Origin of the sequence: Streptomyces sp. 840.1 (genome assembly GCF_003751445.1) — a bacterium.
GTDB lineage: Bacteria > Actinomycetota > Actinomycetes > Streptomycetales > Streptomycetaceae > Streptomyces.
Genome location: NZ_RJUU01000001.1, coordinates 3,312,958 through 3,327,694, shown reverse-complemented (window position 1 = coordinate 3,327,694; position 14,737 = coordinate 3,312,958). Strand labels below are relative to the sequence as shown.

Genomic DNA, 14,737 nt, shown 5'->3' with positions numbered 1-14,737 from the left:
CCGGGTCACTGCGCGATATCGCGAGTCTGAGCAGCAGGGGGGTCCCGGTGGGACGGAGCAGCACGCCAGGGGAGGGAACGCGGCCACGGGTCCGGCATGCCGGTCAACTCGGCTGGGACGACGCTCTCTACGAGGACGGGAAGAGCGACGCCCCGGAGCCCGAGGGCGAAGGCGGCGGCAGCCGCCGGGCCGGGAGGGGCGACGGCGGGGGCGGCAGCCGCCGCGCCGGCGGCCACGGCGGGCGCCGCGGGGGTTCCCGCCGCGCCGGCCGGACGAAGAAGCGGCGGGTGCTGCGCTGGATCGCCTTCTCCCTCGCCTTCGTCATACTCGGCACCGGCGCGGCCGGTTATCTCTGGTACGAGCACCTGAACGGCAACCTCCGCAAGGGGGCGCGCAGCGCGGGCAACAGCGCGGCGAAGAAGACCGCGCCGAACGCCGCGGGCCAGACCCCGCTGAACCTCCTGCTGATCGGCTCCGACAGCCGCAACAGCAAGGAGAACCTCAAGCTCGGCGGGTCGAAGGAGAGCGTGGGCGGCACACCGCTGGCCGACGTGCAGATGCTGCTCCACGTCTCGGCCGACCGGAAGAACGCCTCGGTCGTCAGCATCCCGCGCGACACCCGCGTCGACATCCCCGCCTGCGAGAACCCCGACACCCACCAGAAGTACCCCGCCAGCAACGGCATCATCAACGAGACGCTGCGCGGCGGCCCCGGCTGCACGCTGGACACCTGGGAGAAGCTCACCGGGGTCTACATCGACCACTGGATGATGGTCGACTTCGCGGGTGTGGTGGACATGGCGGATGCCGTGGGCGGCGCCTGGGTCTGTGTGAAGCAGAACGTCAACGACGTGTCCAAGCCCGGTGTGCCCGGTGGCTCCCACCTGCGGCTGACGGCGGGCCGGCACAAGATCAAGGGCGAGGACGCGCTGAAGTGGCTGCGTACCCGGCATGCCTTCGAGAGCGACATCGGCCGGTCCAAGGCGCAGCACATGTACCTGAACTCGGTCCTGCGTGAGCTGAAGAGCCAGAACGCGTTCACGGACACCGGACGGCTGATGAACCTCGCCGAGACCGGGACGAAGTCGCTCCAGGTCTCCGAGGAGATCGGCACGGTGAAGAAGCTGTTCGACCTCGGCATGCAGCTGAAGAACGTGCCGCTGGACAAGATGAACATGCTGACGATGCCCCGGATCCAGGACCCCGAGGACCCCGAGGCCCACGTGCTGCCGAAGCCGGGCTCCGCGGACAAGCTCTGGGGGCTGATCCGGGACGACCAGTCGCTCGACCCGAAGGACCGCGCCAAGGCGAAGAAGAAGGCGGCGGCCGGACCGAAGGCCGGCGCTCCCGCCTCCCTCGGGGTGACGGTCGTCAACGGCACCTCCGGCGACGGGCAGGCGGCCACCGACGGCCGTGCCGGGGTCGTCCGGGACCTGCTGAAGGCCAAGGGCTTCACCGAGGCGGACGCCTCGACCGATCCCGGCTCGGCCCGGACGACCGAGGTGACCTATCCGAAGAGCTCCGGCGCACAGGGCAGGTCGGACGCGCTGTCGCTCGCCAAGGCGCTCTCGATGCCGACGAACGCCGTGAAGGAGACCCCGGACGGGGCCGGGCTGACGCTCACGGTCGGCTCGGACTGGCGGACGGGTTCCACGTTCCCGGAGGCCGCGGCGGACGACAGTGACCCGCTGGAGGACACCGAGTCGGTCAACGGGGCCAAGACGGACGAGTGCATGGACGTGTACTGGCCCTACCGCCAGATGTAGCGGTCCGTCCGCGAGTCCGCGGGAACGAACGTGGGAGGGGGCGCCCGGCCGGACCGGGCGCCCCCTCCCACGTCTGTGCGGCCGTGCTCAGGCCACCGGTGTGCCCGGCTCGCTGACCGCCGGGCGGCGGCTGGCGATGACGCGCTTCGCCAGCGAGCGCGGGCTGGTCAGGAAGCCGTACCCCCACGACATGTGCATGGTGGCCAGCGCCACCGGGATCTGCGCCCGCGCCTTCAGCGGCAGTCCCCTGCCGGCCGGGACCGATCCGGCGGCGATGGCCGCGACGTACCCGGCCGGGACGAGCAGCGCCCACGGGGTGACGGCGGCGCCGACGACGATGCCCGCCGCGATGGCGACGACGGCGGTCGGCGGGGCCAGGTAGCGCAGGTTGATCGAGCCGGAGTGGTAGCGGGCGACGACGTGGCGCCAGCGGCCGTAGTCCTTGTACTGCTTGGCCAGCGCCCGGACGGAGGGGCGGGGGCGGTACTGGACCCGCAGCTCGGGGGAGAACCAGATCAGGCCGCCGGCCTCCCGGATGCGGAAGTTCAGCTCCCAGTCCTGGGCGCGGATGAACTCGATGTTGTACCCGTCTGCCTTCTCCAGGGCCTCCCGGCGGAAGACGCCCAGGAACACGGTCTCGGCCGGCCCGGCCTGGCCGCCGGTGTGGAAGGCCGCGTTGCCGACGCCGATCTTCGAGGTCATGGCCGCGGCGACGGCGTCCTCCCAGGCGTTCTCGCCCTCGGCCTGCATGATGCCGCCGACGTTCTGCGCGCCCGTCTCGTCCAGGAGCCGGACGGCGGTCGCGATGTAGTTCGGCGAAAGCATCCCGTGCCCGTCGACGCGCACCACGACCGGATGGCTGGAGGCCTTGATCGCGGCGTTGAGCGCGGCGGGGGTGCGGCCGGTCGGGTTCGGCACGGTGTGGACCCGGGGGTCCTCCGCGACCAGTTCGGCGGCGATCTCGTCGGTGCGGTCCGTGGACGGGCCGAGCGCGATCACCACCTCCATCTCACCGTCGTACTCCTGCTCCAGGATGTGCCGGACGGAGTTCCTGAGATGGCGCTCCTCATTGAGCACCGGCATGATCACGGAGACGGCGGGGTGCTGCGCGGCAGACATGTGGTCCTCGGGGGGTCCTCGGGGGCGCCGGGGGTCCGAACCCCACCAGGCGGCGATATTCGGCCGCCACGTTACCGCGAATGGGGGAACCCGGTGCGCGCCGCCGGGTCGCGGGCCGGGATGCAGATCGTATGGGCCTACCGTGCGACAGGTCCCCCTTGCACCGCGGAGGTGTCCCCCGTGCCCACGCCGCACCGCTCCCCCCGTCCGCCCCGGCCGCGCGCCGCTCCCCCGCAGCGCAGGCGGCCAAGAAAGCAGGACGAGAGACCACGCTGGGGCATGCGGATGGCGACCGGCCTCTCCGTGCTGGTCCTCGGGGCCGGTGGCATCGGCCATGCCGTCGTGACGAACCTGGAGAACGGGATCGACCGGATCGACCCGTTCAAGGACATGAAGAACCGGCCTGCGGGCGGTCACGGCATGAACCTGCTGCTGGTCGGCACGGACGGCCGTGACCGGATCACCAAGGAGGAGAAGGCGAAGTACCGGCTGGGCGGTGCGCCCTGCCACTGCACCGACACGATCATGCTGGTGCACCTGTCGGCGGACAAGAAGCGCGCCAGCATCGTCAGCCTGCCCCGCGACAGCTACGCCGAGATCCCCGAGCACCGGGACCAGAACACCGGCGAGGAGCACGCGGCCCATCCGGTGAAGCTGAACGCCGCCTACGCCGAGGGCGGGCCCGGTCTGACCGTGCGGACGGTCGAGCACATGACGGGCGTCAAGGTCGACCACTACCTGGAGGTCGACTTCACCAGCTTCATGACGACGGTCGACACCCTGGGCGGGGTGCAGATCTGCACCACCCGGCCGATGAAGGACTCCTACACGGGTCTCGACCTCGCGGCCGGCACCCATGACCTGGACGGTGGCCAGGCCCTCCAGTACGTCCGCTCCCGGCACATCGACGGCGCCGCCGACCTGGGCCGCATGCAGCGCCAGCAGAAGTTCATGGCCTCGCTGATCAAGCAGGCGACCAGCAGCGGGGTGCTGCTGAACCCGGTGAAGTTCCGCGAGGTCGCCTCGTCGATGCTGAAGTCGGTACGGGCCGACAAGGGCTTCGACACGCAGCAGATGCTCGACCTCGGCCAGGCGATGCGGGGCTTCTCCGCCTCCTCCTCCGAGTTCACCTCGGTGCCGATGAGCGATGTCGCCTTCCCGGTCAAGGGCATCGGCTCGACGGTGAAGTGGGACCCCAAGAAGTCGAAGCAGCTGTTCCAGGCGCTGCGCGAGGACCGGCCGCTCACGGTGAAGCGGCCCGAGCCGGCCCCGGCGAAGAAGGTGGACGTGCCGCCGCAGCAGATCCGGGTCCAGGTCTACAACGGGACCCCGAAGGACGGCCTCGGCGGCACCGTCGACACCGCGCTGCACGGCACCGGCTTCGACACCACCAGGGCCCCGCTCAACGGGGAGCTGCGCGATCTCAAGCACACCCTGGTCACGTACGACCCGCGCTGGGACCGGTCCGCGAAGTCGCTGGCGGCGGCGCTGCCGGGGGCGGAGCTGAAGGCGGTGAAGGGCCAGGGCCCCACGATGAAGGTGACCGCGGGCGCGGACTACGCCAAGGTGGAGCGGGTCCGGGCCGAGGAGCCCGATCCGGGCAGGTTCGGGGCCGTCACGGGCGACGAGGTGACGTGCCCGTGAGCAGCCCCCGTACGCAGAGGGCGTGACGTGCCCGTGAGCCCGGGTATGTAACAGCGGCGCGAGCCCCGGGGCCTCGGCCCCTGGGCCCCCTCAGTCCTCGATGCCGTCGGCGGCGCGCTTCTCGCGCAGTTCCCGGATCGCGCGGCGCCGGGCCAGCCGGTGCGTGCGGCGGATCTGCGCCTCCTGGTAGCGGCGGTTGTCGCGCTCGGTCTCCGGGATCACCGGCGGTACGGCGCGGGGGCGGCCGTCCGCATCGACCGCAGCGAACACCAGGTAGGCGCTGCCGACCTGCTGCGCCGGGGTCGACTCGTTCCAGCGCTCGGCCATGACGCGGACGCCGACCTCCATGGAGGAGCGGCCGGTCCAGTTCACCTGGGCGCGGACGTGAACAAGGTCACCGACGCGGACCGGCTCCAGGAAGACCATCTCGTCCATCGAGGCCGTCACGGCGGGGCCGCCGGAATGCCGGCCCGCGACGGCGCCCGCCGCGTCGTCGACGAGCTTCATGATCACGCCACCGTGCACCGTGCCCAGCAGATTCGTGTCGTTGCCGGTCATGATGTGGCTGAGGGTGGTCCGGGAGGCCGCGGTCGGCTTGCCCGGAATGTCGCCCTCCGGGCGCGGGGCCTGATCTGTCATGCCCTCCACCTTATGCGGGGGCTTCGGGGCCGTCGCAATGCATCAGCTTCGCAACAGCCCAGGTCCGATTTCCCTTACACCCTGTAATAGCAGTGGGCTCGGCCTGCACACTGGACGGCATGAACGATTGGCCCGAGGGCTGGAACGACGACAACCGCGGCGGCAACCGCTACGGGCAGGGAAGCGCGAGCGACCGGCCCGAGAGCGCCCGCGCGATGCCGCACGTCCAGCGCCCCGTCCCGCCCCAGCAGCCCGCTCCCTCGCAGCGGCGTTCCGCGCCGCCGAGACAGCGGCAGGTACCGCAGCAGCCCGGCGGCTACGACGACGGCCCGCAGTACGACAGCGGCTACAGCACGGGCCACGTCTACGGCGGCGGCAACGGCGGCGGGCGCGGGGGCCAGGGCGGTGGTCCCGGCGACGGCGGATACGTCCAGGGGCGCCCGGCGGCCGCGCCGGACTGGCGCCGCCGGATCAAGATCGGCGCGCTGGTCCTGGTGGTCCTGGTGCTCGGCGTCTCCATCGGTACGTACTTCTGGGCCGACTCCAAGCTGAAGCGCGACGTCGACCTCTCCAAGGTCATCGAGCGGCCGAAGGCGGGCGACGGCACGAACTACCTGATCGTCGGCTCGGACAGCCGCGAGGGCATGACCGCCGAGGACAAGAAGAAGCTGCACACCGGCTCCGCCGAGGGCAAGCGGACCGACTCGATGATGATCCTGCACGACGGCGGCGACGGCCCGACGCTGGTCTCGCTGCCGCGTGACTCGAACGTCGAGATCCCCTCGTTCATCGGCTCCGACTCCGGCAAGAAGTACGAGGGCAAGGGCCGCACGACCAAGCTGAACGCCGCGTACGCCGAGGACGGACCCGAACTGCTCGTCCGCACCGTCGAGTTCAACACCGGCCTGCACATCGACCACTACGTCGAGATCGGCTTCGGCGGTTTCGCCCAGATCGTGGACGCGATCGGCGGGGTCGAGCTCGACATCCCGAAGGCGTTCAAGGACAAGAACTCGGGCGCTGACTTCAAGGCGGGCAAGCAGACGCTGAACGGCGAGCAGTCCCTCGCCTTCGTCCGGACCCGGTACGCCTTCGCGGCCAGCGACCTGGACCGTACGAAGAACCAGCAGAAGTTCCTCGCGGCGCTGGCGAACCAGACGGCCACGCCGTCGACGATCCTCAACCCGTTCAAGCTGTACCCGACGATGGGCGCCGGTCTGGACACGCTCGTCGTCGACAAGGACATGTCGCTCTGGGACCTGGGCCAGATGTTCTTCGCCATGAAGGGCGTCACGGGCGGCGACGGCAAGTCGATGAACATGCCGATCTCCGGCTCCACGGGCGGCAACCTGGTCTGGGACAAGGCCAAGGTCAAGCAGCTGGTCGAGCAGCTCAACAACGACGAGAAGGTCACCGTCTCCAGCGACTGAGCCGGACACGAAGCGAACGGCCCCGCCCCTCCGGGCGGGGCCGTTCGCCGTCCCGGCCGCCAGGGGCTTGTGAGGGGCTCGCGTCAGCAGCTCGCATCGGGGGCTTGCTCGAATATGCAGATCGGTCTACTTTTACCCCATGGGACAGAAGGGCGCCGAGACGCGGGAACGACTGCTGGACGCGACACAGGAGCTGATCGAGTCCGGGGGCTACTACGGCGCCGGGCTGAACAGGGTGATCGCGGCCAGCGGCGCGCCCCGGGGTTCGCTCTACTTCCACTTCCCCGAGGGCAAGGACCAGATGGTCGGCGAGTCGGTCCGGCGGGCCGGCCGGACCATCGCCGGCACGCTCGGCGCACTGGCCGAATCCGGGCTGCCGGCAGCCGAGTTCGTGGTCGTGGCCCTGAGACACCTGGGTGACAGGCTGGAGGCGTCGGACTGGCACAAGGGGTGCCCGGTGGCCGCCGTGGCCCTGGAGACGGCCGCCGCCAACGACGCGCTCCAGCAGGCCTGTTCGGACGTGTACGCATCCTGGGAGGACGCGCTGCGCACCCAGCTGGCCGGCCGCCCGGACGCCGACGACCTCGCGGTCACGATTCTGGCCCTGATCGAGGGGGCGCTCCTGCTGGCCCGCACACACCGCAGCAGGAAGCCGCTGGACAGCGTCGCGCGGCAGGTCCGCGCACTGCTGGGCTGAAGATCCGGCCCGCCGTGACCGGCGGGCCCTTTCTGTCTTCAAAAAATATGCAGACCGATCTATTACCGCACGCTGAAGGAGAACCATGGACGCGATCGTCTTCGGTGCGACCGGCTTCATCGGCCGCTCCCTCGTCGCCGAGCTGCTCACCCGGGGCCTGCGGGTGGCGGCAGCCGTACGCCACGACACCCTCACCCCGTGGCTGGCCTCCCAGGGCGTCGACACCGCCCGGCTGGACGTCGTGACCGCCGACATCACGCGCCCGCTCCCGGAACTGCCCGAGGCGCGCGACGTCTACAACGCCGCCGCCCGGTACGCGTTCGGCCTCGGCATCCAGGAGGCGCGGGCGGTCAACGTCACCGGGGCGCTCCACGTGGCCGAGTGGGCCGCAGCGCTGCCCGGCCTGCGCCGGCTGGTGCACATCAGCGGTTACCGGGTGGGCTCGGCGGCCGACGCCGCTGCGGGCCACCCGGCAACGGGCGCCTACGAGGCGTCGAAGACGGAAGGGCATCTCGCGGTGCTGGACCGCGCGCTCGCCCTGGGCGTCCCGCTGAACGTCGTCAATCCCAGCACCGTGATCGGGCCGGGCCAGTACCTCGGTCTCGGCTCGCTCGTCCAGGACCTGTGGAACGGCCGGCTCCCCGCGGTGCCCGGCGGCCCCGGCACCTTCCTGCCCATCGTGACGGTCGGCCACTTCGCGCGGTTCCTGGCCGAGGTCCCCGAGGCGCCGGCGGGCGAGCACTACTGGGTGCTCGACGACACCACCCCGCTCCTGCCCGAACTGCTCGGCACGGTCGCCCGCCACACCGGGGTCCGGGCGCCCCGCCGGGCCGTTCCCGTCGGCGTGCTGCGACGCCTGCCGCGCCGGCTGACCGGGGCCGACCCCGAGACCCTGTCGTTCCTGTCCGCCGACCGGTACCCGACGGACTCCGCCCACGCGCTCGCCGCGAGAGCCGGTCTGCGGATGCCTCCGGCGGCCGAGGCCCTCGGCACCTGGGCGGATGACCTGGTGGCCGCCCGGTTCGGTGCCGCCTCGCCCTGGCTGCGCCCGTACGGCTTCCGTTCGGTGGCGGGCAGCCGCACCTGGGTGGCCGGCGAGCGCCGCAGTCCCGCCCACGTCCTGCTGCACGGGCTGCCCATGAACGCCGACCTCTGGGCGCCCCTCGCCGGCCACCTGCCCGGCCCGGTCCTGGCGGCCGACCTGCCGGGCCTCGGCCGCTCGGCCGCCACGGACCGCTCCATGGACGCCTGGCTGGACGGCCTGATGGAGCCGGTCCGCACCCGCCCGGCGCTGGTCGCGCACTCCTTGGCCTGCGGGCCCGCTCTGCGCTTCGCCGTCGACCATCCGGACCGCGTCAGCGAACTCGTCCTCGTGTCACCCGCGTTCCTCCAGGCGCCCCCGCCCCGGCTCACCCGCTCGGCACTCGCCGTACCGCTGCTGCGCCGGGTGTCCGCCGCCCGGCTGGCCCGGTTCCTCGGCGTCCCCGCCGGACCGGCGGCCGAGAGCGCGGCGGCGGACCTGCGCCGCCGCGGGGTGGCGCGGCGAGTGGTGGCGGCCATGCGTACGGGGACGGCCGCGCGCGGCACGTCACGGGCCCTGCTGGACCGGGTGACCGTCCCGGTCCGGATCATCGTGGGTTCGGCCGACCCGCTGACCGCCGCCACGGTCCACCCGGTGACCGAACTCGCCGGGGCCGGGCACTACCCCCAGCTGACGCACCCTGCCGAAGTGGCCCGCCACCTCAGCGGCGCCGCCACGGCCGGCGAACGCCCCTGACGGACAAGGGGGGAGGCCGGCCGGTCCTCGGGCGCCGGACCGGCCGGGCAGGGGCTCCGGCGGCCCGCCGCCGCTACACCCTCCCCTGGGCCAGCAGCGCGAGGTGCGGCAGGACCAGGTCGCCGCCCTCCGACGCGAACTCCTTGCTCAGCACGTCGTACTCGCGCTTCGCCGCCGCCACGCCCTCCGGTCCCCGGCTGTTGACCAGCTGCCCGATCGCGGCGACCCCGGCGGCGGGGCCCGCCCACCACTCCTCCGGGTCGGTCCGGTGCTCCCAGGCCAGCGATTCGCTGCGTACGTCCCTGAGTCCGGCCGCCGTGAGCAGCGCCGCCAGCCCGGGTGCGGTGCGCGGGAAGTTGTGTTCCTCATCGACGGTGGCCAGCCATTCGGGCCGGACCAGTCCGGCCGCCTCGGCCGCCCTGCCGACCAGTTCCCGGCCGGCACCCCCGGGCATCTGCCAGATGGTCACGGCGACCCTGCCGCCGGGGCGGGTGATCCGGCGCAGTTCGACGAGCGCATCCAGCGGCCGGCCCACGTGGTTGAGCACGAAGTTGGCCACGGCCGCGTCGAACTCGCCGTCGGGGTAAGGGAGCTGGGGCAGTGTCCCGATGCGCACCTCCACCCCGGGCGCCGCCCGCCGGGTGGCCTCGGCCATGCCGCGTTCGGCGTCCACGGCCCGTACGACCGCACCCCGGCCGACGGCGGCGACCGTCACGCTGCCGCTGCCGCACCCCACGTCGAGCAGCCGGGTCCCGGAGCCGACGGCGGCGGCGTCCAGCAGGGCGGGCACCGTATGGGCGCAGAGACGGGCGAAGGTCCGGGCGTAGCTCTCGGCCCGACCCTCCCAGATCCGCCGCTCACTCACGTCGAACGCGGTCATGCGATACCTCCGGCCGGGCCTTGCGGCTCCGCTTCGTCCAGATCCTCGTGGAGCGCGCGCAGAACCCGCCCCGTGGGCCGCCCGTCGGGCGACAGTTCGGCCAGGCACCAGCCGGGCAGCCGGGCCTCGGTCGCGGGCGGCAGATCGCCGTCCGTCGGCCCGGCCAGCCCGTGGAGCAGACCGAACGCGGTCTCCTTCGCTATCTCCCGGGCTATCTCGCCCAGTTCGGCCGGGGTCAGCCCGAGCCGCAGCGCCCGTTCGACGGCCGCGCCCGCAGGGCCGTCCTCCCGGCGGGCCTCGGCCCAGCCGGGCGCCGCCGCGCTCCAGGCGTCGATGTCCTGCCAGACCATGCGCAGGAACCGGAACCGGGCCAGCTGAGGAATGTCCTCCTCGGCCTCCGACTCCGCCCAGCCCACCGCGTCCCCGGCACCCAGCGCCTCGAACAGCCCGACCAACTCGGCCGGTCCGGGCGGCTCGTAGATGTCCGTCATGGGTAGGGAAGGTACGCCACCGCCCCCGGGGCGGTTGAACCGCACCCGCCCCGGGGCCGTACGTCCGGACCGGACCGCGTCCGCCGTTGTCTGCCACACTGTCGAGGTGATCGTCGCACTCGCCGGCAGGCGGAGAGGACCGGCGGTCCTCGCCGCCCTGATGCTGGCGGCGTTCACGTTCAACACGGCGGAGAACCTGCCGATCGGCCTCCTGGAGCTCATCGCGGACGGCCTGCACGTGTCGCTGCCCTCCGTCGGCTACCTGGTCACCGGTTACGGCGTGACGGTCGCCGTCGCGTCCCTGCCGCTGGCGCACTTCACCCGGGCGATGCCCCGGCGCCACGTGCTCACGGCCCTGCTGAGCGCACTGGTCGTGTCCAGCCTGGTGGCGGCCTCGGCCTCCTCCTACTGGCCGCTGCTCGCGGCCCGGCTGGTGACGGCGCTGGCCCAGGCGCTGTTCTGGGCGGTGATGGGACCGGTCGCGGTGGGCCTGTTCCGGCCGGGGCTGCGGGGGCGGGTGGTCGGGGCGCTGTCCGTGGCCGGTTCACTCGCCCTGGTGTTCGGGGTGCCCGCCGGGACGTGGCTGGGCCGGCAGAGCGGCTGGCAGGTGCCGGTCGCGGTGGTGGCGGCCCTGGGGTCCGTCTCCCTGGTGACGATCGCCGTCCTGCTCCCGACCTCCCGCCCGGACGAGGGGCACGCGGCGTACGGGAGCCACCCCGACGCGCGCCGCTTCGGCACGGTGCTGGCGGCCGGAGCCCTCTCCGCCACCGGCGCGTTCGCGGGCTACACGTACGTCGTGAAGTTCCTGGGCGACGTGAGCGGCTTCTCCGGGGGCGCGGTCAACCTCCTGCTCCTGGTGTTCGGCCTCGCCTGCCTGGCCGGAGTGGGCGTCACCGGGCTGCTGCTGGACCGCTTCCCGCAGACGGTGACGGCCGCCGCGGTCGCCACGCAGGCGGTGGGCATGCTCGGCCTGTACGCGACGGGCGGCGAACAGGTGGCGGCGGTGGTCTTCCTGACACTGACGGGCGGCGCGCTCGGCCCCATCTTCATGGCCACGCAGAACGAGATGCTGCGCTGCGCACCCGGCCGCACCGACATGGCCCTGGCGGCCAACTCCGGCGGCTACAACGCCGGTATCGCGGCGGGCGCCGCGCTCGGCGGCCTGGTCCTGACGCACTCCGGCGTACGGGGCACCTTCCTGCTGGGCGGCCTGCTGACGGTCGCGGCCTGGGCGGTCCTGCTGGGCGGGCGGCTGCTGCCCTCGGGCGCCGCCGGCAGCCCGCGCCCCCGGGAAGACGCGACGCGCGGCTGACAGCGGTCCCGGGACGCCCGGGGAAGCTCCCTCAGCCGCGCGTGCTGCGGACGAGCCAGGGGCTGAGCATGGTCCGCGCGATGAGCTCCTTGTACGTCTCGTCCCCCGGCAGCGGCACGACGAGCCAGCGGCCGGGCGGGAAACGCTTCCCCTTCACGTGGGCCGTCCCGCCGTACACGGAACGCAGGAAAGCGGGCACGGAGTCGCGGGGGACGTCGTTGAACTCCACCCCGTCCACGGTGATCTTCGCGTCGTCCTCGGGGAACACCTGAACGGTGACGGCGGGCGTACCGCCCAGCTCCACGAACGCCTCGTGCGGCAGCGCCCCGTCCGCGTCGACCACGGCGAAGGCACCCGCCGAGGAGCGCCGGGAGGTCTGGTCCGCCCCGATGTCGTCGGTGACCTCCACCTCCAGGTTGTACGCGCGCGCGACCTCGCGCACAGCGGCGACGGCGGCCTCGGTTGTCGGCAGATGAGGGTGTCCCATGGCCACGATCATGCCGCAGTGTCCTCGGCCCCGGAACAACGGCGTACGCGCGAGCGTCGGTCCCGCTCCCCTGCCCGCTCATCACTCGCATGGGTGAACAGGGCCAGGCCCAAGGTCGGGCGCAGAGCCTCCTGCTGATCCTCGAAGTCCGCGGCGTCGTCGTCACCGACGAGATGCGCGAGAAGATCACCGACTGCACCGGACCCGGGCGCCTGAGCGAGTGGCTGCAACGGGCCGCCACGGCCTCCTCCGCGGAAGACGTGTTCGGGCCGCCGACCGGGCGGTAGCGTGATCGGCGTGGCGGTCGGGAGTGAGCCGGCGGACGGCGAGCCGCTGGCCGGCGGCATGGTGAACGTGGGCGCGGTCTTCCGTCGTGGTGCGGTGGTGGAGCGGCCCGCGCCGCGCACCGCGCGCGCCCTGCACGCCCACCTCGCCGCCCTCGGTGAGCAGGGCTTCGACGCGGCGCCGACCCCGGTCGCCCTCACCTCGGACGGCCGCGAGCGGCTGACGTACCTCCCCGGTGACGTGGCCCTGCCGCCGTTCCCGCGCTGGGCGATGACCGAGGCGGCGCTGAGCTCGGTGGGGAGCCTGCTGCGGCGGCTGCACGAGGCCTGCGCGCGCATCCCGGTCGACAGGAGCGCCGAGTGGCCCCGGGCGCTGTCCGATCCGGCGGGCGGCACGGTGCTGTGCCACAACGATGTGTGCCCGGAGAACGTCGTGTTCCGCGACGGCCGGGCCGCCGCGCTGATCGACTTCGACCTGGCGGCCCCCGGCCGGCCGCTGTGGGACGTCGCCATGACCGCCCGCTACTGGGTTCCGATGCTCGATCCCACGTCCGCGTCGGCCCTGTACCCCGCCGGGCTGGACGTCATGGCGCGCCTGCGCGTCCTGGCCGACGGCTACGGCCTCTCGTCACAGGAACGCGCCGAACTGCCCGAGGTCATCGAACAGGCGACCGCGGCCTGCCGGGCCTTCGTCGCCGGCCGCGTGGCGGAAGGTGACCCCGGCTACCTCCGGGCGCTGTCCGACCGTGGCGGCTGGGAACGCTGGGACCGCGTCCAGGAATGGCTCACGGCCCACCGCGGGAGGTTCGCAGCCGCCCTGCTGCCCTGACCGGCCCTCCGGCCGCACGGCGACGCGCCCCGCGCCGGTCTGCTGACCCGGCTGCGAGGCGCGTGAGCGTGGCAGGTAACCCGTGGTGCGGGGTGTGTCGTTACGGGAGGTTTCGCGCCATGACGATCCGCTGGACCTGGTTCGTGCCCTCGTAGATCTGGGTGATCTTGGCGTCGCGCATCATCCGCTCCACCGGGTAGTCCCGCGTGTAGCCGTAGCCGCCGAGCAGCTGGACCGCGTCCGTGGTGACCTCCATCGCGACGTCGGACGCGAAGCACTTGGCCGCGGCGCCGAAGAAGGTGAGGTCGCCGTCGAGGCGCTCGGACTTGGCGGCGGCCGAGTACGTGAGCTGGCGGGCCGCCTCGAGCTTCATGGCCATGTCCGCGAGCATGAACTGGATGCCCTGGAAGTCACCGATCGGCTTGCCGAACTGCTTGCGCTCCTGGACGTAACCCTTGGCGTAGTCCAGCGCGCCCTGGGCGACGCCGAGGGCCTGGGCGGCGATCGTGATGCGGGTGTGGTCCAGGGTCTTCATCGCCGTGGCGAAGCCGGTGCCCTCCTCGCCGATCATGCGGTCGGCGGGGATGCGGACGTTGTCGAAGTAGACCTCACGGGTCGGGGAGCCCTTGATGCCGAGCTTCTTCTCCGGGGCGCCGAAGGAGACGCCTTCGTCCGACTTCTCGACGACGAAGGCCGAGATGCCCTTGGAGCGCTTGGCCGGGTCGGTGACCGCCATGACCGTGTAGTACTCGGAGACGCCCGCGTTGGTGATCCAGCGCTTCACGCCGTTGAGGACCCAGAAGTCGCCGTCGCGGACGGCCTTGGTCTTCATGCCGGCGGCGTCGGAGCCCGCGTCGGGCTCGGAGAGGGCGTACGAGAACATCGCGTCGCCCTTGGCCAGCGGGCCCAGGTACTTCTTCTTCAGGTCCTCGGAGCCGGAGAGGATCACCGGGAGCGAGCCGAGCTTGTTCACGGCCGGGATGAGGGAAGAGGAGACGCAGGCGCGGGCCACCTCCTCGATCACGATGACCGTGGCGAGCGCGTCGGCGCCGGCGCCGCCGTACTCCTCGGGTACGTGGACGGCGTGCAGGTCGGCGGCGGTGAGGGCGTCCAGCGCCTCCTGCGGGAAGCGGGCCTCCTCGTCGACCGCGGCCGCGTGCGGGGCGATCTTCGCCTCGGCGAGCGCACGCACCGTCTCACGGAGCATCTCGTGCTCCTCGGCCGGACGGTACAGGTCGAAATCGGTCGAACCCGCCAAGACTCTCACTCCCCAGGATGCAGCTAACTACCGTTAAGTAACCTAATTTTAGGCGCCCGCCCCCGCAATGGCATACGCGCTGGGGCCGTGAGCTTCGCGACAGCCGGAATGGAGCGATTCAGGG

General features: G+C 72.4%; 14 protein-coding genes. 8 read left to right on the top strand and 6 right to left on the bottom strand.

Features of this window, described 5'->3' with window-relative positions; genetic code table 11:
* Positions 1 to 47 precede the first annotated feature (47 nt).
* Positions 48 to 1,766 carry an LCP family protein gene (locus EDD93_RS15255; protein WP_123525659.1) on the top strand — a complete coding sequence of 573 codons (1,719 nt, stop codon included), beginning with the start codon at positions 48 to 50 and terminating at the stop codon, positions 1,764 to 1,766.
* 87 nt (positions 1,767 to 1,853) lie between these two features.
* Here the strand turns inward: EDD93_RS15255 and EDD93_RS15250 are convergent, their stop codons facing one another.
* Complete coding sequence (locus EDD93_RS15250; protein WP_123525658.1) at positions 1,854 to 2,885, bottom strand: glycosyltransferase family 2 protein; 1,032 nt, start codon at positions 2,883 to 2,885, stop codon at positions 1,854 to 1,856.
* A 279-nt stretch (positions 2,886 to 3,164) separates the two neighbouring features.
* On the opposite strand from EDD93_RS15250, the gene EDD93_RS15245 reads away from it, so the two are divergent.
* Entirely contained in the window at positions 3,165 to 4,529 is a 1,365-nt protein-coding gene (locus EDD93_RS15245) for an LCP family protein (RefSeq protein ID WP_123525657.1), read from the top strand.
* Positions 4,530 to 4,619: 90 nt separating this feature from the next.
* On the opposite strand, the gene EDD93_RS15240 is transcribed toward EDD93_RS15245, so the two are convergent.
* Positions 4,620 to 5,168, bottom strand: coding sequence for an acyl-CoA thioesterase (locus EDD93_RS15240; RefSeq protein ID WP_123525656.1), 549 nt, complete (start codon positions 5,166 to 5,168; stop codon positions 4,620 to 4,622).
* Between the two features lie 119 nt (positions 5,169 to 5,287).
* Here EDD93_RS15240 and EDD93_RS15235 point away from each other — a divergent pair, with 119 nt between their 5' ends.
* From EDD93_RS15235 to EDD93_RS15225, 3 genes are all read left to right on the top strand, one after another.
* Positions 5,288 to 6,598, top strand: a complete 1,311-nt coding sequence (locus EDD93_RS15235) for an LCP family protein (RefSeq protein WP_123527789.1) — start codon at positions 5,288 to 5,290, stop codon at positions 6,596 to 6,598.
* Positions 6,599 to 6,737: 139 nt separating this feature from the next.
* Complete coding sequence (locus EDD93_RS15230; RefSeq protein WP_123525655.1) at positions 6,738 to 7,295, top strand: TetR/AcrR family transcriptional regulator; 558 nt, start codon at positions 6,738 to 6,740, stop codon at positions 7,293 to 7,295.
* A gap of 85 nt (positions 7,296 to 7,380) precedes the next feature.
* Positions 7,381 to 9,072, top strand: coding sequence for an alpha/beta fold hydrolase (locus tag EDD93_RS15225; protein ID WP_123525654.1), 1,692 nt, complete (start codon positions 7,381 to 7,383; stop codon positions 9,070 to 9,072).
* A 73-nt stretch (positions 9,073 to 9,145) separates the two neighbouring features.
* Here the strand turns inward: EDD93_RS15225 and EDD93_RS15220 are convergent, their stop codons facing one another.
* Together EDD93_RS15220 and EDD93_RS15215 are read right to left on the bottom strand one after the other, a co-directional pair.
* Complete coding sequence (locus EDD93_RS15220; RefSeq protein WP_123525653.1) at positions 9,146 to 9,952, bottom strand: class I SAM-dependent methyltransferase; 807 nt, start codon at positions 9,950 to 9,952, stop codon at positions 9,146 to 9,148.
* Positions 9,949 to 10,443 (bottom strand): hypothetical protein, encoded by a 495-nt coding sequence (locus EDD93_RS15215; protein WP_123525652.1) that lies wholly within the window; start codon positions 10,441 to 10,443, stop codon positions 9,949 to 9,951. The genes EDD93_RS15220 and EDD93_RS15215 overlap by 4 nt, the downstream gene beginning before the upstream one ends.
* Positions 10,444 to 10,603: 160 nt before the next feature.
* Between EDD93_RS15215 and EDD93_RS15210 the strand changes: the two genes are divergently transcribed.
* The gene (locus EDD93_RS15210) at positions 10,604 to 11,755 is read left to right on the top strand and encodes an MFS transporter (RefSeq protein ID WP_123527787.1); all 1,152 of its coding nucleotides are present in this window, start codon (positions 10,604 to 10,606) and stop codon (positions 11,753 to 11,755) included.
* A gap of 31 nt (positions 11,756 to 11,786) precedes the next feature.
* Here the strand turns inward: EDD93_RS15210 and EDD93_RS15205 are convergent, their stop codons facing one another.
* On the bottom strand, positions 11,787 to 12,242 hold the full coding sequence (locus tag EDD93_RS15205) for a hypothetical protein (RefSeq protein ID WP_123527788.1): 456 nt from the start codon (positions 12,240 to 12,242) through the stop codon (positions 11,787 to 11,789).
* A gap of 89 nt (positions 12,243 to 12,331) precedes the next feature.
* On the opposite strand from EDD93_RS15205, the gene EDD93_RS15200 reads away from it, so the two are divergent.
* Both EDD93_RS15200 and EDD93_RS15195 read left to right on the top strand, forming a co-directional pair.
* Positions 12,332 to 12,529 carry a hypothetical protein gene (locus tag EDD93_RS15200; RefSeq protein ID WP_123525651.1) on the top strand — a complete coding sequence of 66 codons (198 nt, stop codon included), beginning with the start codon at positions 12,332 to 12,334 and terminating at the stop codon, positions 12,527 to 12,529.
* Positions 12,530 to 12,587: 58 nt separating this feature from the next.
* Positions 12,588 to 13,355, top strand: a complete 768-nt coding sequence (locus EDD93_RS15195; protein WP_123527786.1) for a phosphotransferase — start codon at positions 12,588 to 12,590, stop codon at positions 13,353 to 13,355.
* A gap of 100 nt (positions 13,356 to 13,455) precedes the next feature.
* On the opposite strand, the gene EDD93_RS15190 is transcribed toward EDD93_RS15195, so the two are convergent.
* The gene (locus EDD93_RS15190) at positions 13,456 to 14,613 is read right to left on the bottom strand and encodes an acyl-CoA dehydrogenase family protein (protein ID WP_123525650.1); all 1,158 of its coding nucleotides are present in this window, start codon (positions 14,611 to 14,613) and stop codon (positions 13,456 to 13,458) included.
* Between the last annotated feature and the right edge of the window lie 124 nt (positions 14,614 to 14,737).